Source organism: Acinetobacter sp. Tol 5 (assembly GCF_019702905.1).
GTDB classification, from domain to species: Bacteria; Pseudomonadota; Gammaproteobacteria; order Pseudomonadales; family Moraxellaceae; genus Acinetobacter; species Acinetobacter bereziniae.
The window spans coordinates 3626673-3652278 of record NZ_AP024708.1 but is presented as its reverse complement, the minus strand read 5'-3'; the positions used below and the strand labels follow the sequence as shown (position 1 = coordinate 3652278).

Below are 25606 nucleotides of genomic sequence, written 5' to 3'. Positions count from 1 at the left end.
GTCAGGAATATTTTTAAGCTGGGTATGTGCTTATACCACTAAATGCACAAAAGCCGATATTAATATCAGCTTTTGTGCATTTTTAATTCATGTATGACGTTTAATGCATGGTTGAATATAACGGGAATACGCCAAGTAACATTGCTGCAACGAGCATGACTAAGCAGGTGAGAATCGCCCATTTAATGGTGAACTTTTGATGTTGCCCAAATTCAATCCCAGCCAATCCACATAATAAGTAAGTGGATGGAACCAGTGGTGAGAGTAAATGTACAGGCTGCCCCACAATTGAAGCACGTGCCATTTCTACGGGTGTAATTCCATAGTGACTTGCAGCTTCTGAAAGAATCGGCAGTACACCATAGTAGAACGCATCATTCGACATGAAGAAAGTCAACGGCATACTAATTACAGCGGTAATGGGTGCTAAAAATGGACCCATACTCTGTGGAATAATTGCCACCAATTCTTTAGACATGGCATCGACCATGCCTGTTCCTGTTAAGATCCCCGTAAAGATCCCTGCTGCGAAAATGATACCGACAACGTTTAGCGCACTCCCTGCATGATGAGCGACTAAAGATTTTTGCATATCTATATCTTTGTAGTTCACAACCAGTGCAATACAAAGTGCGATCATAAATAGAATGGGTAAAGGTAAAACACCTTTCACTAAACAGATCATTAATACAACGGTTAATAAACCATTGAACCATCTTAAATGTGCACGGTTTGCTTCAGGATTAGTTGAAATCTGAATGTCATCACCATGACTGACATCAAGTTCGATAATCCCTAAACGCTTACGTTCCATACGCCCATACATAAAACCAACGAAGTATAACCATAGAATGGCAATCAACATCGGTAAGACCATCGGAACAAAGATATCACTTGCTTCTACATGTAATGCACTGGCAGCACGAGCAGTTGGACCACCCCAAGGAGTTAGGTTCATAATTCCGCTGGCAAGCATCATTAAACATGCCATGATCAGTGGGCTCATACCCAATCGTTTATAGAGTGGTAACATTGCGGCTACACAGATCATGTAGGTGGTTGAGCCATCACCGTCTAAAGAAACAATTAAGGTTAAAGTAATTGTCCCAATGACGACTTTTAACGGGTCACCTTTAACCAGTCTTAAAATGAATTTGACTGAAGGATCAAACAGACCTGTATCGATCATGATGGCAAAGTAGAGAATGGCAAATAATAGCATCACGCCAGTAGGGGCAAGCTTTTTAACACCCTCTAACATCATTTCGCCAAGTTCTTTGATTTCAATATGCCCTAGACTGTCCACGTAGAAGCCAAGACCGTAAGCGATGAGTGCGAATAGAATTGGGATAAGTGTGAGCGCGGCAAGTGCAGTCATTCGTCTAGACATAATTAAATACATAAAGCATAAAATCATGCCTAAACCTAATACGGTTAGCATAGTTCAATCCTTGAATGAGACTTTTATTGCAGAAGTCTTTTAGTTTTTTAAGCAGAAGAATGCTAATAGTTATTTGATTAAATTTAAATATATTTGTAGAAATATTAAATGAGTGACTATTTTTTTAATAAATAGAGTATTTAAAACAGATATTTAAAAACGTCATTCATTTTTGCACCAAAATGGTTATAAAATTTAATGCATTGATTTATATATTTTTATTTTAATATTGTTTTTGAATAGGGGATTCATGGTAATTTTCATATTTCAAAATATTATGAATAAATGTGATAGGAATAACATAAAAGAGCAAAGCTTTTGTGATAAAGGGAATCTTTTATTGGTAAAAGCTCAGTAAGGAAACTGAGCTTTTCGTGTAAATAAACGGCTATGAAGGGTTTTCTTCAGATGGTGGTAGTTCTGGTCTTTCAAGTAAGCGGGTCACCAAAAGCTGATCAATTTTAAAATGATCGACATCGACTACTTCAAATTTATAGCCGCCAAAAATAACAGTATCTGCAGGTTTAGGAATTTTTCTTAATTGGTACATCATAAAACCTGCCAAAGTTTCATAGTTTTCTTCATCTGGCATTTCATCAATTTCTAGCGCATGCTTCAAGTCTTCAATGGGCGTACTTCCATCAATCAGCCACGAATTATTATCCCGTTTGATAATTTGTTGCTCTTCGTCCATTGGGGTTACCCAATCACCCATTACCGTGATCATGATATCCGATAGGGTAATCACGCCGACGACCAATGCATATTCATTAAACACGACAGCAAACTTTTCTTTACTTGATCGGAAACGGTCAAGCAATTCAGAAAGAGTCAGCGTGTCTGGAATACTCAACACAGTACGAATGGTCGATTCGTTTAATTGATTGATTTTTTGATTGTTGAGAATGCGAACTAAAATATCTTTAGCATCCACATAGCCAATCACTTGATCAATCGTTTCATTACAAACTAAAAATTTTGAATAGGGATATTCCGCTAACTTTTGACGAATGCTTTCCTCTGGCTCTTTTAATGTAAAAAACACCACATTTTCACGTGGTGTCATACTTGAGGGAACATTACGCTCTTCAAGTTCAAACACGTTCTCAATAAAATGGTGTTCTTGTTTTTGTAGCACGCCTGCTTGAGCACCAGCATCCATCACTGCTGAAATATCATCGAAAGTGATGTTGTCTTCGCGGGTGGTATTCACTTTGAACAGGCGGAACAATAGGTTTGCAACTGCATTGATAAACCAAGCCAAAGGTTTACAGATGACGATAAAAACTTGAATCGGATTAATGACTGCAACTGCAATTTTTTCAGGTGCAATCATTGCCATACGTTTTGGCATTAAGTCTGCAAAAAGAATAAATAGCGAGGTTACTAAAGTAAAGGACAGTGCAAAGCTGATGGTTTCAGCCCACGGACCTACATAAAAGCGAGAAACAAATTCAAAGAAATAAGGGCGGAATGCGCCTTCACCTAAAATACCACCTAGAATAGCGACTGCATTTAACCCGATTTGGGAGGCAGCAAAGAAATCGGCAGAGTTTTGCTGTAAGTCTAAGACTTTTTGTGCTCGCTCATCGCCAGATTCGGCAAGAATTTTGAGTTTAACTTTACGCGCACCGGCAAGTGCGATTTCAGTTAAAGATAAAAAACCAGCTCCTGCAATGAGTACTGCGATAATTAGGATATTCTGGAAGAGGCTCACGAATCCACCTGTGGATCATCATTATTATGAGAAGTTATGAATACATAATAAATTAACACATAAAAAGGGGCGGTAGTGAAGAAATCCACTACCGATTTGGAATGAGTATAAGCTTGAAATGATAAGAATTTAAGAAATTTATCTTAATATTGCGAAAAATGTGAATTATTTTGCATGAATTCACGGTTTTCTTCTTCAATCATTTGGCGTGCAACATAAAGAATCAGTTGACGTAACCAACGATGAGCAGGGTGATGATGTAGTAAAGGACACCATGCCATTTTTAACTCAAACTCAGGAATATAAAATGGAGGATCTTTGATTAATAAGTTCTGGCTTTTCGCTTGTAAGCGCGCAATACGCGTCGGCAAAGTGGCAATCAAATCTACATTCGATGCCAATAATGCTGGCATTTGATAATGGCGGGTAAACACAGAAATTTTACGTTTTTGACCAATACGTTCTAAGGCTTGATCAATCCAACCTAATCCAGCTTGTTTTTCAGGGTTTACTCCAAATCCTACACCCATTCCCGTTTTTGAAACCCAAATATGCTGTGCATCTAAATAGCTTTTAAGATTTAAGTTGCTTGAAGCAGGATGTTTGTTATTGAGTAGGCAAGAAAAGCTGTCACGCCACACTAAAACTTGGTGGAAGCTTTGTGGAATTTCATTGAAGCGGTTAATCGCTAAATCAACTTTACCTTGTTCCATATCTCGGTAAGACACGTCACTTGGCGTAAGAAAGTCAAGAACCACATTCGGGGCTTCTGAGCGTAGTGCTTTAACTAAACGAGGAACTAAAGTTGCCTCCGCATAGTCTGAAGTCATGATGCGAAAGACACGATTACTGGTATATGGTCGAAATTCAGTACGTGGTTCTAAAATCATCGATAAGTCAGAGAGTGCATCACGGATACGTGGTTGTAATTCCAGTGCACGTTCTGTTGGTGTCATACCTTCCGATGAGCGAATCAAAAGAGGATCATTAAATAAATTACGTAGACGACGTAAAATATTACTCATTGCTGGTTGCGTTACACCCAACTGTTCAGCTGCACGAGTCACATTTTTTTCACGTAAAAGAACGTCAAGGTAAATTAAAAGGTTAAGATCGACCCGCTCCAGATTCATAAAAAAAATACCGAAAATAAAATTTAGAAATCACATGGGATTATGCCATAAGGAAATGCTTTTGTGTAAAAAGTAGATGAAAAAACAACAACAGATATTACTTATTATGAGATTTTTAGGGGTGGTTCTATGCGTAATTGTATTTGATAGGTTAAACACTTTCAAAAATACAAATCATCAAGTTTGAGATTCTATATGAAAGTGTACTTTGCAATGAGCTATGCGCCTACCAAACAGCAAATATCCTACTCATTTAAAGCATAAGAAGTTCAGTGTTTGTATATTTTTACATCAAAAAAAATAGCGTCAAGTATATTTTTAACAACTTCAGACTTAAGTCTAATAAATATAAATTGGGCATTTTGGCGCATAATTAATCAAAGTTCTTTGATTGAGATAATTTAAAATTAAAGAAAAAATAAAGGCTTAAAAAATTCTTACATAATTATAATACGACTTTGATCTATATATTTTTTAAATAAATACTGAAAATTAACTCAAAATATTGGATTAATTCAGGCACTCAATCTAAGCTAACTTCATAACAACGAAGTGTTCTAAATCTGAACAATCAAATACCGAGTGGATTTGGCTCTTCGATTGATGAAATCCTAATATTATTACAGGAACATATCATGACTACATACCAAACAGCGATTGATGCAATCCGTGAATTAAAAGCAAAATTCGGAAGCACATGGCGCGATATTAGCCCAGAAGATGCTGCTCGTATGCAGATGCAAAACCAATTCAAAACTGGTTTAGATATCGCTAAATACACAGCTGCGATCATGCGTCGTGATATGGCTGAATATGATGCAGATTCTAGCAAATATACTCAATCATTAGGTTGCTGGCATGGTTTCATCGCGCAACAAAAAATGATCGCGAACAAAAAATATTTCGGTACAACAAGCAAACGTTACATCTACCTTTCTGGTTGGATGGTTGCTGCACTTCGTTCAGAATTCGGTCCTCTTCCTGACCAATCTATGCACGAAAAAACTTCTGTACCTGCATTGATCGAAGAAATCTATACATTCTTACGTCAAGCTGATGCGAAAGAATTAAACGATTTATTCCGTGCGCTTAAAAAAGCTCAAGAAGCAGGTGATACTGCAAAAGCTGCTGAAATTACTGCTCAAATCGATGGTTTCCAAACTCACGTTGTGCCAATTATTGCGGACATCGATGCTGGTTTCGGTAACGAAGAAGCAACTTATTTACTTGCGCGTAAAATGATTGAAGCTGGTGCTTGTGCCCTTCAAATCGAAAACCAAGTATCTGATGCGAAACAATGTGGTCACCAAGCTGGTAAAGTAACAGTTCCACACGAAGACTTCATCGCTAAAATCCATGCATTACGTTATGCATTCTTAGAAATGGGTCTTGATGATGGTATCATCGTTGCACGTACTGACTCTGAAGGCGCTGACTTGACTCAAAAAATCCCAGTGGTTAAAGAGCCAGGTGACATTGCTTCTCAATATATCAGCTACTTAGATACTCAAGAAATTGATATTGCTGATGCTCAAGAAGATGAAATCTTGATCAAACGTGATGGTAAATTACACCGTCCTAAGCGTTTAGCTTCTGGCTTATATCAATTCCGTGAAGGTACTCAAATTGACCGTGTTGTACTTGACTGTGTGTCTAGCTTACAAAATGGTGCTGACCTTCTTTGGATCGAAACTGCAACTCCAAACGTTGAAGAAATCGCTCACATGGTTAACCGTGTACGTGAAACAGTTCCAAATGCGAAGCTTGTTTATAACAACAGCCCATCATTCAACTGGACTTTAAACTTCCGTCAACAAGCTTACGATCGTTGGGTTGCTGAAGGTAAAGATGTTTCTGCTTACGACCGTGCTAAATTAATGAGCGCTGAGTACGATAACACTGAATTAGCTGCTGATGCTGATGCAAAAATCCGTACTTTCCAAGCAGATGCTTCTCGTGAAGCAGGTGTATTCCATCACTTGATCACACTTCCGACTTACCACACTGCTGCGCTTTCAACTCATGAGCTTGCACAAGGTTACTTCGGTTCTGAAGGTATGTTGGCTTATGTTGCTGGCGTACAGCGTAAAGAAATCCGCGGTGGTATTGCTTGTGTTAAACACCAAGCAATGGCTGGTTCAGACATCGGTGATGATCACAAAGAAATCTTCTCTGGTGACAATGCACTTAAAGCGCATGACGATGCTAAAAACACAATGAACCAATTCGCTGCTCACTAAGCACTGATTTGATTCGAAGAACCCAGCGTAAGCTGGGTTTTTTTTGGTTAATGATAAGTTATATCTTTCAAGGTGTATTTGTGAAGTAAACTGGTGATTATTTTGAATAACTCTATATTTTAACTTCAACAATGGATCTTCATGAGAGGGAGAATAAGGGCACAAAAAAGTCACCCAACATTTATAGCTAGTTAAATAAACTATGCTACATTTGATTAAACCCAATATCTAAAGCCTCAAGAATAGTTTTCTGTTGTTGGCTAACAATATGTCTGACTTTTCTTTTTAGTATAGACCAAGCTTTTTCAATTGGATTGAGGTCTGGACTATAAGCAGGCAAATACATCAGCCTAGCATTGTACTGGCGAGCCAATTCCTCAATTTTTCGACCTTTGTGAATAGAAGCATTATCTAAAATTAGTAAATATTTTTGAGGCTGACCATTTTTATCTCTTGTTAGATCTTTGAGTAAATATTCAAGCCAGCCAGTAAAAGTATTGCGATCACATGAGCCCTTAAAAATTAGGGGAGCAATGAATTTAAACGTTGCACTTGATCGAACAGCACTGATTATATTTAGTCTACTTCCATGCCCACCTGTTCTTAATGCACGACAACGTTTTCCTTTCTCAGACCAACCATATTCAGCAACCTCATTGGTATTTATACCTGATTCATCAATGTATAAAATATACTCTTCACCATATTGCTGTTTCCATTGTGGCAGGAACCATTGGAATACTGCTCGTCCTATTTTGCAGGCTTGTCTGTAGAGAAAACTCTTTTTTTATAACTCCATCCCAGCTTTTTTAAAGCAAATAAGATATTGGCATAGCTGACGGAATAACCAAATCTTTGCTCAAATAATGGCACCAGATCTTTAGCCTGTGAAAATGATGTTGTTTCAACAAAGATTTTGAAAGCCTTTAGGTCTTTAATTTTATAGGGTCGACCTGCTTTTTCGGGATGTGGTCTATTCGCATTTCCTTGGAGATGTTCGAGCTGAATCCAGAGATCTAAAGTCGTTCTTGCAATCTTAAAAACAGTACATGTTTTAGACTTATTCTGGCATTCTTTGTAGTAGTCTAGAGCTTTGTATCGAAGATCATTGGAGTATGGCTTAGGCATAACAGCAGTCAGTAAGGTTTTTTATAGTGTAGCAAACTTTATATATTTAGCTATATCCTGAAATCTTTAATGTTTGGTGATCGTCAATATTTATATCTAATACAAAAAATTAGTACACAATCATGTATTCGTTGCTTTAGCTTTGTTATTCAGAAAAAATAAAAAACGCCCAATGATATTCATCGAGCGTTTGTATCAAATAAGTCTAAACTTTTTAAAAGTTCGTCACTATTCCTTTTGAGTGTTTAAGCAAACTTTGCCAATACTTCTAAGAAACCTTCTTTTTGACGCGGGTATTCAGCAATCACGTCATGAATACGCTGACCTTCGGGATTGGTTGCATTAATGTCACGACCATCAGCGACAAACTTAGTCAATAAGCGTTCATAATCAAAAGGACGCATATGCTTAAAAGCATGATACAACACATGGAAATCTGTGTTGATTCCTTCAGGAGGAAGTTGATCTAAATAGGCAAATACACGCTCGTCTGACCATTCTTCATTGAACGTTGCTGGCTGTGAAAGTGCCATAACAGCATCTCCTCAAAAAATCTAAATCTAATTGTTTATCTTAGTTTGCAGCATTATATAAAAGCTATTGATATTTACGCTAATACGGATAAATACAATATTTAGCTGAATAAAATCTAAAATAAAAGGGCAAAATATCTAGCAAGAGTAAAAGCGATGCTTTTCTAACTCCGCGACATATTTTGCCCTGAATCAATTCACTTGACTAATCAATAATGAAATTATCGTTCTTCAGGTAAATTGATATTCATTTCCAACATTTCAATGTTGGCTTCTGAACGAACTTGCATTTGAATATGCTGTTCATCCACACCACGTACATAACGATTGACCACTTGCATGATTTCTTTTTTCATTTGATCAATCTTGTCTTGGCTCAGGCGTTTGCCCAAACCATTTTCAGAAGCAACAATAACTTTTAAGCGATCTTTAGCAGTTTGGGCGCTAGATGGTTTGTCATCGTTGCTAAAAAGTTTACTCCAAAATCCTGCCATTTCTACGCTCCAAATAATCGTGCTAACCAACCCTTAGGTTTCACTGTAATATGACGATAAGGACGTTCTTCACCCAAGAAACGAGCAACTAAATCATCATACGCTTGTCCAGCAGAAGCTTCTTGGTAAAGAATGACAGGTTTACCTTCATTCGATGCCTGAAGCACACTTGGACACTCTGGAATAACACCAAGAGTAGGCACACGTAAGATATCTTTAGAAATATCGTCAATGGTCAACATTTCTTGTTTATCGGCACGTTCAGGGTTAAAACGTGTGATACATAAATGTTTACGAACACGTCCTTCGTTGTTTTCAACTTTTTTCGTTTTGCTGTCGAGCATTCCAATAATACGGTCAGAATCTCGAACAGAAGAAATCTCAGGGTTGGTCACAATAATGGCTTCATCTGCATGATACATGGCTAAAATCGCACCACGTTCAATCCCAGCAGGTGAGTCACAAATAATGTAATCAAACTCTTGAGAAAGTTCATCAATTACACGTGCGACACCATCATCGCTTAAGGCATCTTTATCACGTGTTTGTGATGCAGGTAAAATATATAAATTTTCAATATCTTTATCACGAATCAAGGCTTGTTGTAAGCGCGCTTCGTTATTGATGACATTAACAAAATCATAAACAACACGACGTTCACAGCCCATAATCAAATCAAGATTACGCAACCCCACATCGAAATCAATCACAACAGTTTTATGACCACGTAGGGCTAATCCTGTTGCAAAAGATGCACTCGTCGTAGTTTTACCTACGCCACCTTTGCCTGATGTAACGACAACAATTTTGGCCACCGAATCCACTCCTGTTATGGTCATTTACTCGATTGAACGAGTTTTATATGGTGTTTAATTTATACCTTAAAATTGCAAAGCTTCAAATACTAGCTCTTGCTGATCATTCAAGTAAATTTGTACAGCTTTTTTTATGACATCTTGCGGAATATCATCTGCTACACAATATGTTCCTGCTATAGAAACCAATTCGGCTTCTAATGAATGACAAAAAATTCTTGCAGTGGTATTCCCACCTGCACCAGCGATGACTCTACCACGAACACTGCCATAGATATGTATATTTCCTGAAGCAATGACTTCTGAACCACTATTGATACCAGCATTTAGAATGACATCACCGTGGTCTTGAACAATACATTGCCCAGTTCTTAAAATTTCATCATGATATGAGGTTGCATGACTTAATGTTTTAGGCGTATTCACTGTTGTAGTTTTTGTTGGTTGATCAGGCTGTTTTACAGGTGTTTCAACCACTTGTTCTTTAGTGGGTTTAATCCGCTGTAAAGGACGATCGGCAGGCAAAACAGGGAATTGAATTGCTCTGGCTTGATCACCCAACAAACCATCAATCACAGCCATTGGCTGTAAATCTAAGCTGATAATCAATTGAATCAAGGCGATAAGCTCTTGTTCAACTGTGGTATCAATAATGACCAAAGCCCCTTGATAAGAGGTTTCACTCATCATTGAAGTTAATTGCTGGCGGATGGCATCATGATCATTAGTATCGAAGGTTAATCGGGTAAAATTAACCATTCTGCCTGTAATCCGTATATCAGCCATAATTGTTCCTTAAAAGGCTTGTGACCTAAATTTTTCTATCTAAAGTCAAATTGTAAATTAGGGCAAATGCTAGAACATATTCAATGATTTCTCTAGCAAAGATACAAATATTTTCAATGAATTGCTTATTCTTTGAATCACTCACTCTTTGACCTGATCATTTTTTTCTAATTCAATTTGCCATTGTTTTACTTTCACTTGCTTTCTCAATGATTCTAAACTTTCATAGACAACAGATTCAACTAATTCTTCAAGATGCTGATTTTCAATATTTATCTGACTTAGCTTGGTAGAAATAAGTTGATAAGTTGCGTTTGGATTTTGAACACTACCTTGGGTAAATGGTTGCACTAAGCCTTGAGTAATGTTTTCTCCCAGTTGTTGTCCAATATTTTGAATTTGATTTTCAATCATGCTACCTGCAATCGGAATCAATCTTAATAATTGAGTGAGTTGGGGGGTATCTTCAATGGCTTGACGAACGATTTGCCCGACATTGTGGGTAATTTGAGTGCTTTGTGCTTTTAATTCTACAGCCAAAGACTCCTGTAAAATTTCAGCCAGAGTCTGTGCAAAACGTTCTCGGTGGTGATCCACCAAGTCATGAATAATCTTTTTATGACTCGAACTGGTGTCAAGTTCATGTTTGATCCCATCAATCACAGTGATGACCACACGGTCAGAAAGTTCTTCCATCAATACACGATAATAAAAGACGATACGTCTCATGATACTGTCAGGAATGACCTTATAGCCTAACTCATGAAAATGATATGCAATGATGCCTGCCCGAATTAAACGTAAAAAACGTAGATAGGGGATAATGGCTAAAATTTCATACCAGTGAATAAAAGGGAAAAAGAACCAACGGGCATGATGTTTGTTGACAATAGCAATCAACCAACGGATGCCCAACTCAACAACCAAGAAAGTAATAAACCAACTTTCTGTTTTAATCACCCAGGGATGTAAATCCGTTTTGTAGTACTGTAATACTTGGGGAAGCTGAATTTCATTAAACAACCAATCGCCAAAATTGCTCATCAAAAAGGCATTGGCACATAAACAGAATAAGTTAAACACAATGATAAACATCATAAAGATGTCATAACCAAATGATATCCACCATCCTCGTGACATCTCTTGTTTGGGTTGTGCCTCTTGTTGAGGGGCGTTAACTTGCTCTGTCATGCCAATCCTTTACATTGAATTTACAAAAAAGCTGAGATTAGCTTTTATATTTTTCTTTCATGGTGCTGATCAACTGATCTTTTTCAGCCCATAACTGATCCACCCAATTTTGAAAACGTTGACGATATTCCGCATCGTCTTCATAGTTCCCGCCCGGTACCCAATCTGGAATTTCAATTTTACGCATATTTACAGCGATTCGGGGCACTTCACCCAACCAAAATTCACCGTAACCAGGTGCACCATCTGGATAAACAATGGTCATGTCCACCAAAGCATCAATTTGATCACCCAAGATACTTAAAGCAAGCGCTAATCCTCCTGCTTTCGGTTTAAGCAGATGGGTGAAAGGAGAGTGTTGTTGGTCATGCTTTTGTTGGGTAAATCGGGTACCTTCCAAATAGTTTAATAAGGTGAATGGCTGGCTGAGAAGCTGTTCACAGGCTTTTCGTGCTTCCTCCAAATCGCGATATTTGAGTTCTGGATTTTTTGCAATTTGCGCTTTACTATGTCGCTTCATCATTGGGAAGCCTAAAATTTTAAAGGCTTGCCCAACAAAGGGAATAAATATAAGTTCCCATTTGGTGAAAAAACGGGTCAAAGGCATACGAGTTAAGCCAAAGTATTGGTTGACCGTGGTATCTACCCAGCTTTGATGGTTACAGGTCATTAAATAACGTCCCTGCATATTCAGATCGAGATTGTCATCAACACTGATATCCCATTGTGTTTCTGGTAAAACATGGTCAATCAACCAGTTATTTATAGCTAGCCAGCTATTGGTGATATTAATGTTGGTTTCATCCACTTTCTTAGACTTTTTAAACAATTTAGTCAGACCTAAAGCAAGCACTGGCGGACCATGAAAAAAAGTACTCCCAGTGATCACTGTACCAACGGTTAGCCCTTTCGTAATTTTTTTTAAAATAGGTTGCTTCTGCTGCTGAGATGACATAGAACAGTCCTAGTGATTTATGGTGAATGTGTGCTCAAAGTACACAATATAGTCGTTACGATTTAATTTAAAAAGGTACATTTAATGACTATGTATAAATTATGATGATCAGTTTTGTTAATTTCGTTGTAAATATTACAAAATGTTAAAAAAAATGTGAATTTTAACAAAACGTCTATAGTGGCGCTTTGTTTTTTATACCAAAATTAGTCTAACAAAAAACACAACTTGGAGGCATGCAATGCGTGCACTATTAATTACAACACTTACAGCTGGGGCTCTTGTACTTTCTGGCTGTCAAACGACTGGTAATAACATCGGCGGTATGGAATACGACAAATCTGCTTTAGGTGGTTTGATCGGTGCGGCGGCAGGTTATGGTTTGTCTCGTGGTAACGCAAACAGTTCTGCACAAAACAACCGTGCAGCAGCAATTGGCGCACTTTTAGGTGCGGGTGCTGGTCTTTACCTTGACAATAAAGAGAAAAAATTACGTCAACAAATGCAGGGTACTGGTGTAGAAGTTAGCCGTAATCCAGATGGCTCTGTTGCATTGATTATGCCAGGTAGCATTACTTTTGATACCAACAAGGCAAACATCAAACCTAACTTCTACGGTACGTTGAACAAAGTTGTTCAAACATTGAAAGAAGACAACAAGAGTGTAATTCTTGTGACTGGTTATACTGATAATACTGGTAATGATTCAATCAATATCCCATTGTCACAAAACCGTGCTGCTTCTGTAGCAAACTATTTGAGAGGTCAAGGTGTTCAAAGCCGTATTGATACTCAAGGTTATGGTTCACAAAACCCAATCGCAGATAACTCAACTGCTGCTGGTCGTGAACAAAACCGTCGTGTAGAAATCAGCATTTACGCTGCAAGCTAAAAACGCTAAATACTTATTCTTTTGGTTTAAGTGTTTGAAAAGGAATCATAAATTTATGATTCCTTTTTTTTATTTTATGGTTGATATAGCAGATGATTGACTATTAAATGGTGATTTAATGCTAAAAAAGTGCTGATGTATCTAGCCTATATTTCACTCAAGCAAACTTTTTGGAAAATAATCGACGATGATTGTTTAAAGAATAGGGAGTGTCTTAAATGGCTGAGCAACCAACTGCAATTTAAAATGGGCATAATGATTGTATAAAAAAGTAGTGATTGAAACTCAACAAGCAAAATAGATCACCGAATACGCTATTTAAAGTAAACCATCTAAACGTGGTTTTTTTATGTCGGAAAAATTCAAATTAAGCATTTTGCAAGTCTACTTTAGATGACTATAATCGAGCTCGAAGTTTGATGAGGATGAACAATGTCGAAAGCAAGTCAACTAAATGACAAGCAACTTGAAGCCATGAAATATACTCAAGGACCCTTGTTAGTACTTGCAGGGGCGGGTTCAGGTAAAACTTCAGTAATTACAAGAAAAATTGCTTATCTTGTACAGCAATGTGGTATTCCTGCACACCGAATTACAGCAATGACCTTTACCAACAAAGCAGCGCGTGAAATGAAAGAGCGTGTTGGTAAATTATTGGGTAAAGAAGAAGGTAAAGGGCTCTCAGTCTCAACTTTCCATACCTTTGGTTTAAATCTATTACGTATAGAGCTTAAAAATACACCACTTAAAAATAATTTTTCAATTCTTGACTCGGATGACTGTAAACGAATCCTGATGGACTTAATGCATCGTGATAATTTGTCAGGTGCTGAAAGTAAAGATTTGATTGCCAAAGCCATGAAGAAGATCTCTGATTGGAAAAATGATCTGATTGTGCCTGAGCAAGCACATACCACCTGTGAAACACCCGAAGATGTCCAATTTGCCCATTTGTATCAGCTATATGAGCGAAACCTGCGTGCTTATAATGCAGTAGATTTTGATGATCTTATTGTGATGCCAACACGCCTGTTACAAGAGAATGCCGAAGTGCGTGATCGTTGGCAGAACCGTGTGCGTTATTTGTTGGTAGACGAATATCAGGATACCAATACAGCCCAATATATTTTGGTAAAATTATTGGTCGGGGTCATGGGGCAATTCACTGCTGTAGGCGACGATGACCAGTCCATTTATGCATGGCGTGGTGCCAAGCCTGAGAATATGGCGTTACTTAAAGAGGATTTCCGCAATTTAAAAGTCATCAAGCTTGAGCAAAACTACCGATCAACCAGTCGTATCTTAAAAGCAGCCAACCATGTAATCGAAAACAATCCGCATATTTTTGATAAAAAATTGTGGAGTGATAAAGGGCATGGTGAAGTGATTCGAGTGATTACTTGCCGTAATGATGATGATGAATCAGAACGTGTCGTTAAAGACTTGCTTACGCATAAATTAATGAATGGTAAGAATTGGAAGGATTATGCGGTGCTTTATCGTGGTAACTTCCAAGCTCGCGTACTGGAAACTCAACTTCGACAAATGCAGATTCCTTATAAGTTATCGGGCGGACAATCATTCTTTGGACGCGCTGAAATTAAGGATGTCATGAGCTATTTGCGTGTCATTATTAACCCTGAAGACGATAGTGCATTCCTACGCATCATCAATACGCCTAAACGTGCCATTGGTCCAGTGACATTGGAAAAATTGGGGCTATTTGCGCAGGAAAACCATTTATCTTTATTGGCAGCAGCCAGTGATCAGCGTTTGACAATGGTGATGCCGAAAAAGGCAACCACACAGTTGGCTGAGTTTGCAGGCTTTATCAATGATTTTACTCGTGAATTGTTGGATGACGATGAACCTGTTCCTAAAATTCGTCAGATGATGAATGAAGCTGGCTATATTGATTATCTTCGTGAAACTGCGGCGACGCCGGCACAAGAAAAAACCAAACTGGATAATGTCGAAATGCTTTATACCAGCATCCAGAGTTTAATCAATCGTGCAGAAGATGTGGATGAAAAGAACATTGAAAGTGTAATTCGTAAAATGGTCTTACTGGATATGTTAGAGCAGCAACAGGAAGATGAAGACACTGACAAAGTTAATCTTTTGACACTGCATGCATCCAAAGGTTTGGAATTTCCATTTGTTTATATTATGGGCTTGGAAGAAGAACTTTTACCACATAAGAACTCGATTGCCGCGGAAACCATTGAGGAAGAACGCCGTCTCATGTATGTGGGCATTACCCGTGCACAACAAGGTTTAACTTTAACTTTGGCTGAGCAGCGTAAAAACGGTGGGCAAATGAAGCAAATGACGCCGAGTCGCTTTTTAGATGAACTGCCACAGGATGAGCTGGATTGGTTGGGGCGTAAGAAAAAACTTGCTGAAAATGTTGATCCAAAACAACAGGCTCAACAGTATTTACAGAATCTAAAAGCGTTACTAAAGCGCTAATTTTGAAATATGCACTTTGCTTGTTCTGTAGCCTGACTGTTGATACACAGGCAACTTAGCAAGAGCGCAAAGTGCATTTAATTTTTTTTATTTAAGCAAGGATTTCAATATGAAAGTTCAAGTAAAGGTTCTTGATCGACGTTTAGGTCAAGCATGGCCAATGCCTACATATGCAACTACAGGTTCTGCAGGTTTGGATTTGCGCGCATGTGTTGATGAGGCGATTCAAATTGAACCAGGTCAAACCGTTTTAGTAAAAACAGGGATGGCGATTTATATCGAAGATCCTCAATTTGCAGGCTTAATTTTACCGCGTTCGGGCTTAGGTCATAAGCATGGTATCGTGTTGGGTAATTTAGTTGGATTGATTGATTCAGACTATCAAGGTGAATTGATGGTTTCTGTGTGGAATCGTGGTCAAACAACGTTTACTTTAGAACCTGGTGAGCGCTTGGCACAATATGTGTTGGTACCTGTAATTCAAGCGCAATTTGATATTGTGGATGAGTTTGAGGCGACAGAACGCGGTGCTGGTGGCTTTGGTCATACAGGCAAAAACTAATCGTTTAACACTTGTTTAAAAAGCCTGAGTTATCAGGCTTTTTAAAGTATTTTTTTGATATGTAACAAAAAGTATGTATAAAGCCAAGTAGAAAACTGAATATATTATGAAGAATTTGTTGATAAATTGCATTAAGCCCTAGAATAAATTCTCAAATAAATGAATTGTTTACTCATCATGATCAAAATGAAAGTTGAGTAATAGAGGGTTGGCAAATAGAAGTTTTTGCTTATGATGAAAATGAATGATTTTCCTTTTCAAATTTTCCGTGCATATGACATTCGTGGAAAAGTTGAAATGATGAAACCTGAGTTAATTCAGGGCATTGCTGATGCCTTGGCAAATCAACTCATTGAAAAGGGGCAATCACAAGTGGCTTTGGGCTATGATGCACGTTTAAGCAGCCCCGTTTTTGCTCAAATTATCAAACAAGTATTTCAACATAAAGACATCGATGTGACTGAAATAGGGTGTTGTTCCACACCGCAATTGTATTTTGCCGCACGTAATACGCTGGGAAATGGCATTATGGTGACTGCCAGCCATAACCCTAAAACGGATAACGGCATTAAATGGATTATTCAGTCTGAGCCACCATCTCCAGAAATGATCCAATATATTGGGGTTCAAGCCGCACAATATCTGCAAGATACCCAGTCTGTGGAGCGTATGCCTGTATCAGGGTTTAAAACAACATCGCATCACATTAAATCTGAGTTCTGTTTATCTTATCAATCTACACTACTAAACGATATTCAATTAACCAGACCTTTAAAAGTGGTGATTGATGGTTTAAATGGTTCGGCTGGGTTTTGTGCCAATCTTGTATTGAAGAAGCTCGGTTGCGAAGTAATTGCTTTGCGTTGTAATGCGGACGGTAATTTTCCAGATCATGCACCAGATCCATCACAAGCGACACATTTAGAATTGTTACGTCAGAATGTACTCAATCATCAAGCGGATATAGGAATTGCTTTAGATGGTGATGGAGATCGGGTTGTTTTACTGGATGAAAATGCGCATATCATTTCGGCTGATCGACTGTTGGCTCTATTTGCACAAATGTGTTTAAAAGATCATCCACAACATGAAATTGTTTTTGATGTGAAATGTTCTTCTATGGTGCGTCAGGTCGTTGAGCACTTAGGTGGACAAGCGAAAATGATCCGTACAGGCAGTAGTTTTTTACGTAAGTATATGTCGCAGTCGAAAGGGCATGCCGTGTTTGGTGGCGAGTATGCGGGTCATTATGTATTTAACGACGGGCGTGGGCTTGGCTATGACGATGGCTTATATGCTGCTTTGCGTGTGATGGAATACTTATGCCATTTTCCTCAAGCCACATTGTCAGAAATTTTAGCTTCTTATCCTGATCGTTTTTATACTGAAGATACTTATATCAGTACCCACCATACAGATCCAAAAATTGTGCTGAATGAAATTGAGCATCTCAGTCATCAGTATGGTGCTGAATTAAGTAAAATTGATGGGGTTCGACTTGATTTTGAACATGGGTTCGGCATTATTCGCGCATCCAATACGGGGGAGTATTTTACCGTTCGTTTTGATGCCGATTGTCAAAATCGTTTAGATGAGATTCGTCAGACATTTGCGTCTATGCTCCATGATCGTTATCCTATGATCGCCCAAGATATTTTACAGGCACATTGATTTTTTGCACGATCCATACTCATCGATCAAGCCGCTATAGCTCATTAAGGAGAGACGAATGCCACACCAGCACACTGGCATCGACAAAGCACAAATTTTGACAGAAGCTTTGCCGTATATTCAACGCTTTTCAGGTAAAACGCTAGTTGTGAAGTATGGTGGTAACGCAATGACTGATCCTGCATTGGAAAGTTCATTTGCGCGCGATATTGTCTTGCTGAAGACCGTCGGATTAAATCCAATTGTTGTACATGGTGGTGGTCCTCAAGTGGATTCATTATTAAAACAGTTAGGACGTGAGTCTGATCGTATTGATGGAATGCGTGTAACTGATCCAGCAACCATGGAAGTGGTTGAAATGGTTTTAGGTGGCAGCGTGAACAAATCAATCGTCAACTTGATCAATAAGCATGGTGGTCGCGCAATTGGTTTAACAGGTAAAGACGGTAATTTATTACGTGCCAAAAAGCTGTTGATGGAAAAAACTCAAGATGATGGTACAGTGACCCAGATTGACTTAGGTCTTGTGGGAGAAGTGACTGGTGTAAAGACCGATGTCTTAGAAATGTTTACACAAAGTGATTTTATCCCAGTGATCGCACCGCTTGGTGTGGATGAAGATGGTCAAACTTATAATATCAATGCAGATTTAGTGGCGGGTAAAGTTGCAGAAGCTTTAGGTGCTGAAAAACTGATCTTGTTGACCAATATTAGCGGTGTTTTAGATGAAAATAAAAATCTACTCACTGGGCTCAGTACACAAGAAGTTGATCGCCTGATCGAAACAGGGGTGATCTATGGTGGCATGATTCCAAAAGTAGGCTGTGCTTTAGATGCCGTAAAAGGTGGGGTGGTCAGTGCACATATTGTTGATGGTCGTGTACCTCATGCAACATTATTAGAAATCTTTACTGATCATGGTGTGGGTACTTTGATTACCAACCGCTCAAAGTCTAATCACGCATAAATCTATTTTGTCTGATCAAAGCCAGTGTTTTTACACTGGTTTTTTATTGGAGGAGGGATTTATCCCCTATCACCGTTTGTAGTGTGTTTTAAAATGGTCATTTTTTCGTCATATAAGTGTCATGTGGATTGCCTAGTGTAAGTAAAAGCTCAAGGAGTCTAAAAATATGTTCGCAAAATTAAATCAGTATCGTCAGAACTTCCAGAACTTCAATTTACCTTTGCCTAAACCTAAAAAAGCACAGTCACAATATAAATTTGAATGGGTTGAAGACCTTAAACAGCTTAAAGAAGTACAAAAATTCCGCGCAGTACAATTTGCAGATCAGTTTGGTATCCACTTTGAAAATGGTTTAGATCAAGATCTTTATGATCTTGATTGTGAACATGCTGTGCTACGAGATAAGTGGAGCAATGAAATTGTTGCTTATACCCGTTTAAAATTGATCCAAGGTCATGAGCTTGCGCGTAGTTATAGCGCGCAAGAATTTGATGTTTCACAGTTCTCAGACCTATCAAATATTGTTGAAATTGGGCGTACCTGTGTCCATCCTCGCTATCGTAATGGACGCGCGCTGTCGATGCTTTGGTTAAATCTAGTTCCTACAGTACTTTGGAAAATGAAAGCCAAACATCTGATGGGCTGTGTCAGCATTCGTTTGGGAGACAATAAAGCACGCGCTTACTATACTCACCAACATCTTAAAAAAATGACGGCTAAGCAATCAATTGATGTTAAGGCTAAACCCGCTTTTGAACCCAGCCATCCAGAATACAGTTTTCCACAAGATGAAAGAATTCCAAAACTATTTGATGTGTATTTGAAAATGAATGCTCGCTTATCAAAGCAGGCATATCATGATGAAGCATTCAATTGCTTGGATTATTTTGTATTTCTCGATGTCAATGAAGTCGCAAAAAAATTCGTACTCAATAAAATGGTTAATCGCTAAGTTTAAATGATCAAAGGGTACTGCCTAAGTTTTTATACTTGCCGATGAAGTATGAAAGCCTAAAGATATCCTTTTTTCTTTCAATCCCCAATTTCACTCCTTTGGTCTAATATCCGCTTGTATGCTGTTATTTTCAGTTATTGAGATTTGCAAGCGGAAGCGGAGTCATGCACAATATTCTTATAAATAAAACGCTGTATGAATACGCTATGTGCCAATTGCTTGGAATGAACTGTGCTGCACCCACCGATATTACATTTTCGTTTCGTGGGTTTTCTCAACGTGCAGGAATAACCTCTGATCATTCTGATGGGTTTGGTATTGCTTTTTTTGAAGATAAAGCTTGTCGCTTATTTGTGGATAATCAATCTGCAGTCGTATCGCCAATTGCTGAGTTGGTACGTAATTATCCGATTAAATCACGCAATGTGATTGCACATATTCGTAAGGCGACACAAGGTAAAATCACTTTAGAAAACTCACATCCTTTCATTCGTGAATTGTGGGGGAGACAATGGATTTTTGCACATAATGGCGACTTACTTAATTTTCATCCGCATTTGTCGGGGCGCTTTACGCCTGTAGGCAGTACAGACAGTGAATTGGCATTTTGCTATTTACTCGAACAGCTGGTTTTAAGATTTGGTTATTTTGAGCCAAGTCTAAATGATATTTTTGCTTTACTTGAAGAAATTTCTCCTAAAATTGCAGAATACGGGACTTTTAATTTCTGTCTTTCCAATGGACAAGCATTATTCAGTTATGCGACGACCAAACTGCATTGGATTGTTAGAGAGTATCCTTTTAAATATGCACGTTTAATTGATATTGATGTTGATATCGATTTTAGTCAATTTACCACCAAAGAAGATCGTGTAGCTGTAATAACAACAGAACCATTAACTCAAAATGAAGTATGGACAGCTTATAAACCAGGTGAAATGATTTTATTTAAAGAGGGGAAAGTGTTAAAAACTGCCACCACTCATGTAGAACGCCTAGCACGAGAAGCAGCAGACCCAAGTTTGGTGAGAATAACCAAAGCAGATCAGTATTAGTTTAATATTAATTGATGAGTTGAAATAACTATGTATCTAATCTAATGAATTAAACCTATAAATAGATAATTAAATCATCAATAAAATCATTTGAATTTTAATATTGGTTAAAAAATATCTTACTCTTTTAGTTTGATTAATAATATTTATTTAATATAAACAATAGCTTAAATAATAATACGGTTTTTTTAATGAATCCCGAGTAATACGGTTCATTTTTATTTGACTTGATTCTCGTTAATATGGATTTTAAAGGTCAAAACATTATTTTTTAAGGTGATCGTATGAAGATGAAATGGATTCCAGAATATAATACTGGTATCGATGTGATTGACGATCAACATAGAAGGATTTTGGATTACATCAATGAAATTGATGAAATTGGTATAGCAACGGATCGTGTTCGTATTAAACAAATACTCGATAATATTATCGACTATACGCAATCACATTTTACATTTGAAGAAAGTTTACAAGAAGAAGCAGGTTATAAATATCGTGTTCCTCATAAACGTGTCCATGATTTATTTATCAAGCGTATAGAAAGTTACCGTGAAAGTTTTGAGCAAGGTCATTCAATCGAAAAAGAATTACATGAAGTCTTGTCTAAATGGTTAATTAATCATATTCAGCACGATGACGCTGATTATGTTGGAGCTGTGAAATTAAATATGATGGGGATCATTAAAGAAAATGAAAAGAAAAAAGGCAAGAATTGGTTTGCACGATTTTTTTCATAACCTCATGCTGATTTCAGCCTAAGTTATGGAAATGACCAGCTCTCTAATTAAAAAAATTCAGAGGGGATAAAAAGAAATAAGAGCGATTATAAAAAAGTCTAGCGCAGCAAATCATCGAGGGGTGATTTGCTTTTTTCTTTTAAGCTTTGATTTTCAGCATCGACAAAGGCAAAATAGCAGAACTTTTTACGAAACACCTCATGCAGGATAATTCTATGTCACGATGGTTATCGCCGCTCATGGCATTTTGTTTATCATTCATGATTATCGCAGGCTTAGCACCAAGTCTGGGTATTCAAATTGATCGACAAATTGATTTTTGGATATTGTGGTTAGTGTCAATGCTGATTTTGGCATTGCCGATTACCTATTTAGAGGTTGCTTTAGCAAAACGCTCTAAAACAACCGCATTAAATGCCTTGTCTAGCTTAACTCGTGACGCAGATGCATCACAATCCTGGCGTATTGTAGGATGGTTGGCAGTCATTTTTATTCCATTCTTAGCGGGTGGCATACTTTCAAATATTAGTGCTAGTGCTGTACATATTGCTCAACTTCCAGTTGCGCCACATTTGATTTTTGTTGGTAGTGCTGTGGTTGCTTTTGCATTATCTTTTGTTCCGCGTCAGTTCTTGGTCGGTTTAACAACTGTTGGCGTACTGGTTTCATTGGCTTTGGCTCAGTTTTTTGGAACAGGTTTGCAGACTTGGCATGTGACACCTGTTGAGTTTAAAGAGTGGGGTAATGCCACAATTTTAGCTTTAGTTGCAACAGGGTTAGGTCTTGGGCTGTATTGGCAAACAAGCTTGCTCAATGTCCAACAGCGCAATGAGGCAAGCAAAACCGCTCTACCGATCTGGATTGCACAATTGATTGCAGTAATAGCATTTGGTTTCTTTGCTGTTTCATCACAAATTCCAGCTTATGCATTATTATTTACTGCGATCATTTCTGCTGCTCTATTATTACAATTGAGCAAAGAACAGTTAGTGCAACGCCAAGTGGCTGTGGTAATTCAATTTGCAGTGCTTTTGGTGGCATTATTTATTTGGGCGATTCCAAACATTTCGATGATATTTAATCCATTGTTAATGGTTTGGGGCTTACTTATTTGCTTGATTTATTCAGTATTTGTGGGTTGGATGATGAAAATCAGTCACTTACGAAAAGCAATTAATTTCAGTTCAGAAGGCTTTTATAATATTTGGCGTATTGCAGTGCGTATCATTTTACCTTTAGCCATTTTAATTGCATTGGTTGCGTATATCGGACAATTTATTTAAGGGTATTGGTGAATCAAGTGGATAAAATTTGGGTAGCATATGCTACCGAAAAGCAACAATTTCACATTGAGTTACAATTTTCTCCGGGCATGAGCGTTGCTGATGCAATTGCCCAAAGTGGTCTGGCGGAGCAAGTAGAATTGCCTGAAAATTTTAGTTTTGGCATCTTTGGTGTCAAGATTAAAGATCAAGCACATTTGTTAGAAGCTGGTGATCGTGTTGAAATTTATAGAGCTTTAACCATTAATCCCAAAGACATTCGTCGTAATCGCGCCAAAGCCAATCCTGTTGGGCGTTATTGCCGTGGAAATCGTTATCAGCAATTACTCTTCAAATCTTAAGCGATTATAGCTAATCGCTTTAAACAATTGAATGCATATGAAAAACCCCTCAAAGAGGGGTTTCTTTTTATGACAAAATGTCTATAGTGGGGGCGCATTCAATATTGCTTCTTTAGAAGCGGGTAAACCGGGTTGTGACTCAGGAATGGTTTCCAAACCTTCGATTTTGTTTACAATACCTGATTGATCAAAATAAACCTTTAAGTGTTGACCATGTGCTGCTGGAATTTTTGCTTTTTTTGCATAAGTTCCAGGGATATAGTTGTAAATGTAATCCCAACGTCCAGGATTCATTGGATCTGAAATTGTTGGGCTACCCAGTAAGAATCTCACTTGCTGGTAGGTCATACCGACTTGAATTTTTGAAGCTTGAGCTTGGGTTAATGGTGTTCCTTGAGGTATATCAACTTTGTATACTCCAAATACAGAGCAACCACCAAGTAAAGAAGCGACGAATAACGTCAGCATGATTTTTTGCATTTTGCTACACTATCCCAAATTAATTATGATGCAATTGATCCAAGGATAGATCATACTGCATCTCAACTCTGTTGCATATTCCAACTTAAAATTTGTTGAGAGACCTTTTTATATGCCTATTTCAAATCAAGATTTACGCAAAGCTGGACTTAAAGTTACCCTACCACGAATCAAGATTTTGGAATTATTAGAAAATTCAAGACAACACCACTTGAGCGCGGAAGACATTTATAAAACATTACTCGAACAAGGTGAAGATGTTGGTCTAGCGACCGTATATCGTGTGTTAACACAATTTGAGGCTGCTGGAATTATTCAGCGTCATCATTTTGAAAACAATCATTCTGTTTTCGAAATTATGCAAGAAGATCATCATGATCATTTGGTTTGCCAAAATTGTAATAAAGTCGTTGAATTTACTAATGATATCATTGAGCATGAACAACATACAGTTGCTGAGAAGCATGGTTTCCAGTTAACTGGTCATTCTCTAAATCTATATGGTTATTGTGATGAGCCTGAATGTCAGGAAGCTTATCGTAAGCGTTAAAATCACATAAATACAACAAATGAAAAGGGAGCTTTTAGAAGCTCCCTTTTCATTTTTAAAGATTTTGTGTTGCTTTATTGCCCATCAAAAGTCAATTTGCTGTTGGCATTCAACAACTGCGCGCCACCTTCTTCATCCAATTTGATTTGTAGACGTAAATCATTTGGTGAGTCTGCATGTTTCAACGCATCTTTGTAGGTAATCTGACCAGCTTTATAAAGGTCAAACAAGGCTTGGTCAAAAGTTTGCATACCCAATTCGCGTGAACGTTTCATCAAATCTTTGATTTCATGTACATCACCTTTACGGATGAGATCTGAAACGAGTGGTGAGTTGATCAGAATCTCAATCGCTGCACGACGCGAGTTACCATCTGGTGTTGGAATTAATTGCTGTGCGACCATAGCTTTAAGGTTAAGAGATAAGTCCATAAACAATTGGCTATGACGGTCAGATTCAAAGAAGTGAATAATGCGGTCAATTGCTTGGTTGGCATTGTTGGCATGTAGTGTCGCAAAGACCAGATGTCCAGTTTCTGCAAAGGCAATCGCATAATCCATTGTTTCACGGGAACGAATCTCACCAATCAGAATAACATCAGGTGCTTGACGCAAGGTGTTCTTCAAAGCAATTTCAAAAGAGTCAGTATCAATACCAACTTCACGTTGGGTGATGATACAGCCAGCATGTTCGTGAACAAATTCGATCGGATCTTCAATGGTGATGATATGGCCTTTTGAGTTCTGATTGCGATAGCCAATAATCGATGCAAGAGAAGTGGATTTACCGGTACCTGTCGCACCAACAAAGATAATGATGCCACGTTTTGTCATGGCAAGATCTTTGAGTATAGGTGGAAGTTTTAACTCTTCCATGGTTGGAATTTTAGTTTCGATACGACGCAAAACCATACCTGGCATATCACGTTGCTGAAAAGCGCTAACACGGAAACGGGCAGTTTTATCTCTGTTGGTAATGGCAAAGTTGCATTCGCGCGTATCTGCAAATTCTTTGCGTTGCTTTTCACTCATGATTGAGTTGAGCAATTGCATGATGATGTCGCCGTTTAACTTGGTTTTTACCACAGGGACGATTTGACCATTAATTTTCATTGATGGTTCTACATCTGCGGTAATAAACAAGTCGGATGCTTTCTGCTCAATCATCATATTGAGCAAGTCATTAAAGTCCATCTTTTAAGCCTC

General features: G+C 38.0%; 25 protein-coding genes. 12 read left to right on the top strand and 13 right to left on the bottom strand.

Features of this window, described 5'->3' with window-relative positions:
• Positions 1-100 precede the first annotated feature (100 nt).
• From TOL5_RS17040 to TOL5_RS17030, 3 genes are all read right to left on the bottom strand, one after another.
• Positions 101-1441: a CitMHS family transporter gene (locus tag TOL5_RS17040; protein WP_046760063.1), complete on the bottom strand. Its 1341-nt coding sequence runs from the start codon at positions 1439-1441 to the stop codon at positions 101-103.
• Positions 1442-1829: 388 nt separating this feature from the next.
• Complete coding sequence (locus TOL5_RS17035) at positions 1830-3158, bottom strand: hemolysin family protein (RefSeq protein WP_151780619.1); 1329 nt, start codon at positions 3156-3158, stop codon at positions 1830-1832.
• 143 nt (positions 3159-3301) lie between these two features.
• A complete protein-coding gene (locus TOL5_RS17030; protein ID WP_004722769.1) occupies positions 3302-4291 on the bottom strand; it encodes a LysR family transcriptional regulator in 990 nt (329 codons plus the stop codon).
• Positions 4292-4926: 635 nt separating this feature from the next.
• Here TOL5_RS17030 and TOL5_RS17025 point away from each other — a divergent pair.
• Positions 4927-6531, top strand: coding sequence for an isocitrate lyase (locus tag TOL5_RS17025; RefSeq protein WP_004828022.1), 1605 nt, complete (start codon positions 4927-4929; stop codon positions 6529-6531).
• Positions 6532-6736: 205 nt separating this feature from the next.
• Here the strand turns inward: TOL5_RS17025 and TOL5_RS17020 are convergent, their stop codons facing one another.
• From TOL5_RS17020 to TOL5_RS16985, 8 genes are all read right to left on the bottom strand, one after another.
• Entirely contained in the window at positions 6737-7258 is a 522-nt protein-coding gene (locus tag TOL5_RS17020) for an IS630 family transposase (RefSeq protein ID WP_227544161.1), read from the bottom strand.
• Between the two features lie 23 nt (positions 7259-7281).
• Positions 7282-7659 (bottom strand): IS630 transposase-related protein, encoded by a 378-nt coding sequence (locus TOL5_RS17015; protein WP_005029849.1) that lies wholly within the window; start codon positions 7657-7659, stop codon positions 7282-7284.
• Between the two features lie 245 nt (positions 7660-7904).
• Positions 7905-8192 carry a PA4642 family protein gene (locus TOL5_RS17010; protein WP_004828024.1) on the bottom strand — a complete coding sequence of 96 codons (288 nt, stop codon included), beginning with the start codon at positions 8190-8192 and terminating at the stop codon, positions 7905-7907.
• A 221-nt stretch (positions 8193-8413) separates the two neighbouring features.
• Positions 8414-8686, bottom strand: coding sequence for a cell division topological specificity factor MinE (gene minE / locus TOL5_RS17005; protein WP_004722763.1), 273 nt, complete (start codon positions 8684-8686; stop codon positions 8414-8416).
• Positions 8687-8688: 2 nt separating this feature from the next.
• Positions 8689-9501, bottom strand: coding sequence for a septum site-determining protein MinD (gene minD / locus TOL5_RS17000; protein WP_004722761.1), 813 nt, complete (start codon positions 9499-9501; stop codon positions 8689-8691).
• A gap of 66 nt (positions 9502-9567) precedes the next feature.
• Positions 9568-10287, bottom strand: coding sequence for a septum site-determining protein MinC (gene minC / locus TOL5_RS16995; RefSeq protein ID WP_004828026.1), 720 nt, complete (start codon positions 10285-10287; stop codon positions 9568-9570).
• A 141-nt stretch (positions 10288-10428) separates the two neighbouring features.
• The gene (locus TOL5_RS16990) at positions 10429-11478 is read right to left on the bottom strand and encodes a preprotein translocase subunit SecA (RefSeq protein ID WP_121774173.1); all 1050 of its coding nucleotides are present in this window, start codon (positions 11476-11478) and stop codon (positions 10429-10431) included.
• A 37-nt stretch (positions 11479-11515) separates the two neighbouring features.
• Complete coding sequence (locus TOL5_RS16985) at positions 11516-12433, bottom strand: acyltransferase (RefSeq protein ID WP_005030850.1); 918 nt, start codon at positions 12431-12433, stop codon at positions 11516-11518.
• Between the two features lie 241 nt (positions 12434-12674).
• Here TOL5_RS16985 and TOL5_RS16980 point away from each other — a divergent pair, with 241 nt between their 5' ends.
• The 10 genes from TOL5_RS16980 to TOL5_RS16935 all read left to right on the top strand — a co-directional run bounded on the left by TOL5_RS16980 (position 12675) and on the right by TOL5_RS16935 (position 23371).
• Positions 12675-13325: an OmpA family protein gene (locus tag TOL5_RS16980; RefSeq protein ID WP_004828032.1), complete on the top strand. Its 651-nt coding sequence runs from the start codon at positions 12675-12677 to the stop codon at positions 13323-13325.
• A 432-nt stretch (positions 13326-13757) separates the two neighbouring features.
• A complete protein-coding gene (locus TOL5_RS16975; RefSeq protein WP_004828034.1) occupies positions 13758-15797 on the top strand; it encodes a UvrD-helicase domain-containing protein in 2040 nt (679 codons plus the stop codon).
• A gap of 109 nt (positions 15798-15906) precedes the next feature.
• On the top strand, positions 15907-16359 hold the full coding sequence (gene dut / locus TOL5_RS16970) for a dUTP diphosphatase (RefSeq protein WP_005030849.1): 453 nt from the start codon (positions 15907-15909) through the stop codon (positions 16357-16359).
• A gap of 231 nt (positions 16360-16590) precedes the next feature.
• The gene (locus TOL5_RS16965) at positions 16591-18030 is read left to right on the top strand and encodes a phosphomannomutase/phosphoglucomutase (protein WP_151780620.1); all 1440 of its coding nucleotides are present in this window, start codon (positions 16591-16593) and stop codon (positions 18028-18030) included.
• A gap of 58 nt (positions 18031-18088) precedes the next feature.
• A complete protein-coding gene (gene argB / locus TOL5_RS16960) occupies positions 18089-18997 on the top strand; it encodes an acetylglutamate kinase (RefSeq protein WP_004828038.1) in 909 nt (302 codons plus the stop codon).
• Between the two features lie 166 nt (positions 18998-19163).
• On the top strand, positions 19164-19949 hold the full coding sequence (locus tag TOL5_RS16955; protein ID WP_121774175.1) for a GNAT family N-acetyltransferase: 786 nt from the start codon (positions 19164-19166) through the stop codon (positions 19947-19949).
• Positions 19950-20158: 209 nt separating this feature from the next.
• Entirely contained in the window at positions 20159-21007 is an 849-nt protein-coding gene (locus TOL5_RS16950) for a class II glutamine amidotransferase (protein WP_121774176.1), read from the top strand.
• Positions 21008-21291: 284 nt separating this feature from the next.
• Complete coding sequence (locus TOL5_RS16945; RefSeq protein WP_004828043.1) at positions 21292-21747, top strand: bacteriohemerythrin; 456 nt, start codon at positions 21292-21294, stop codon at positions 21745-21747.
• Positions 21748-21947: 200 nt separating this feature from the next.
• Positions 21948-23030, top strand: coding sequence for a hypothetical protein (locus TOL5_RS16940; protein WP_199934884.1), 1083 nt, complete (start codon positions 21948-21950; stop codon positions 23028-23030).
• Positions 23031-23047: 17 nt separating this feature from the next.
• Positions 23048-23371: an RnfH family protein gene (locus tag TOL5_RS16935; protein ID WP_009585850.1), complete on the top strand. Its 324-nt coding sequence runs from the start codon at positions 23048-23050 to the stop codon at positions 23369-23371.
• Between the two features lie 81 nt (positions 23372-23452).
• On the opposite strand, the gene TOL5_RS16930 is transcribed toward TOL5_RS16935, so the two are convergent.
• The gene (locus TOL5_RS16930; RefSeq protein ID WP_004828048.1) at positions 23453-23851 is read right to left on the bottom strand and encodes an outer membrane protein assembly factor BamE; all 399 of its coding nucleotides are present in this window, start codon (positions 23849-23851) and stop codon (positions 23453-23455) included.
• A 112-nt stretch (positions 23852-23963) separates the two neighbouring features.
• On the opposite strand from TOL5_RS16930, the gene fur reads away from it, so the two are divergent.
• On the top strand, positions 23964-24401 hold the full coding sequence (gene fur, locus TOL5_RS16925) for a ferric iron uptake transcriptional regulator (protein WP_004828050.1): 438 nt from the start codon (positions 23964-23966) through the stop codon (positions 24399-24401).
• Positions 24402-24475: 74 nt separating this feature from the next.
• On the opposite strand, the gene TOL5_RS16920 is transcribed toward fur, so the two are convergent.
• Positions 24476-25594 carry a PilT/PilU family type 4a pilus ATPase gene (locus TOL5_RS16920; protein WP_121773981.1) on the bottom strand — a complete coding sequence of 373 codons (1119 nt, stop codon included), beginning with the start codon at positions 25592-25594 and terminating at the stop codon, positions 24476-24478.
• Positions 25595-25606 lie beyond the last annotated feature (12 nt).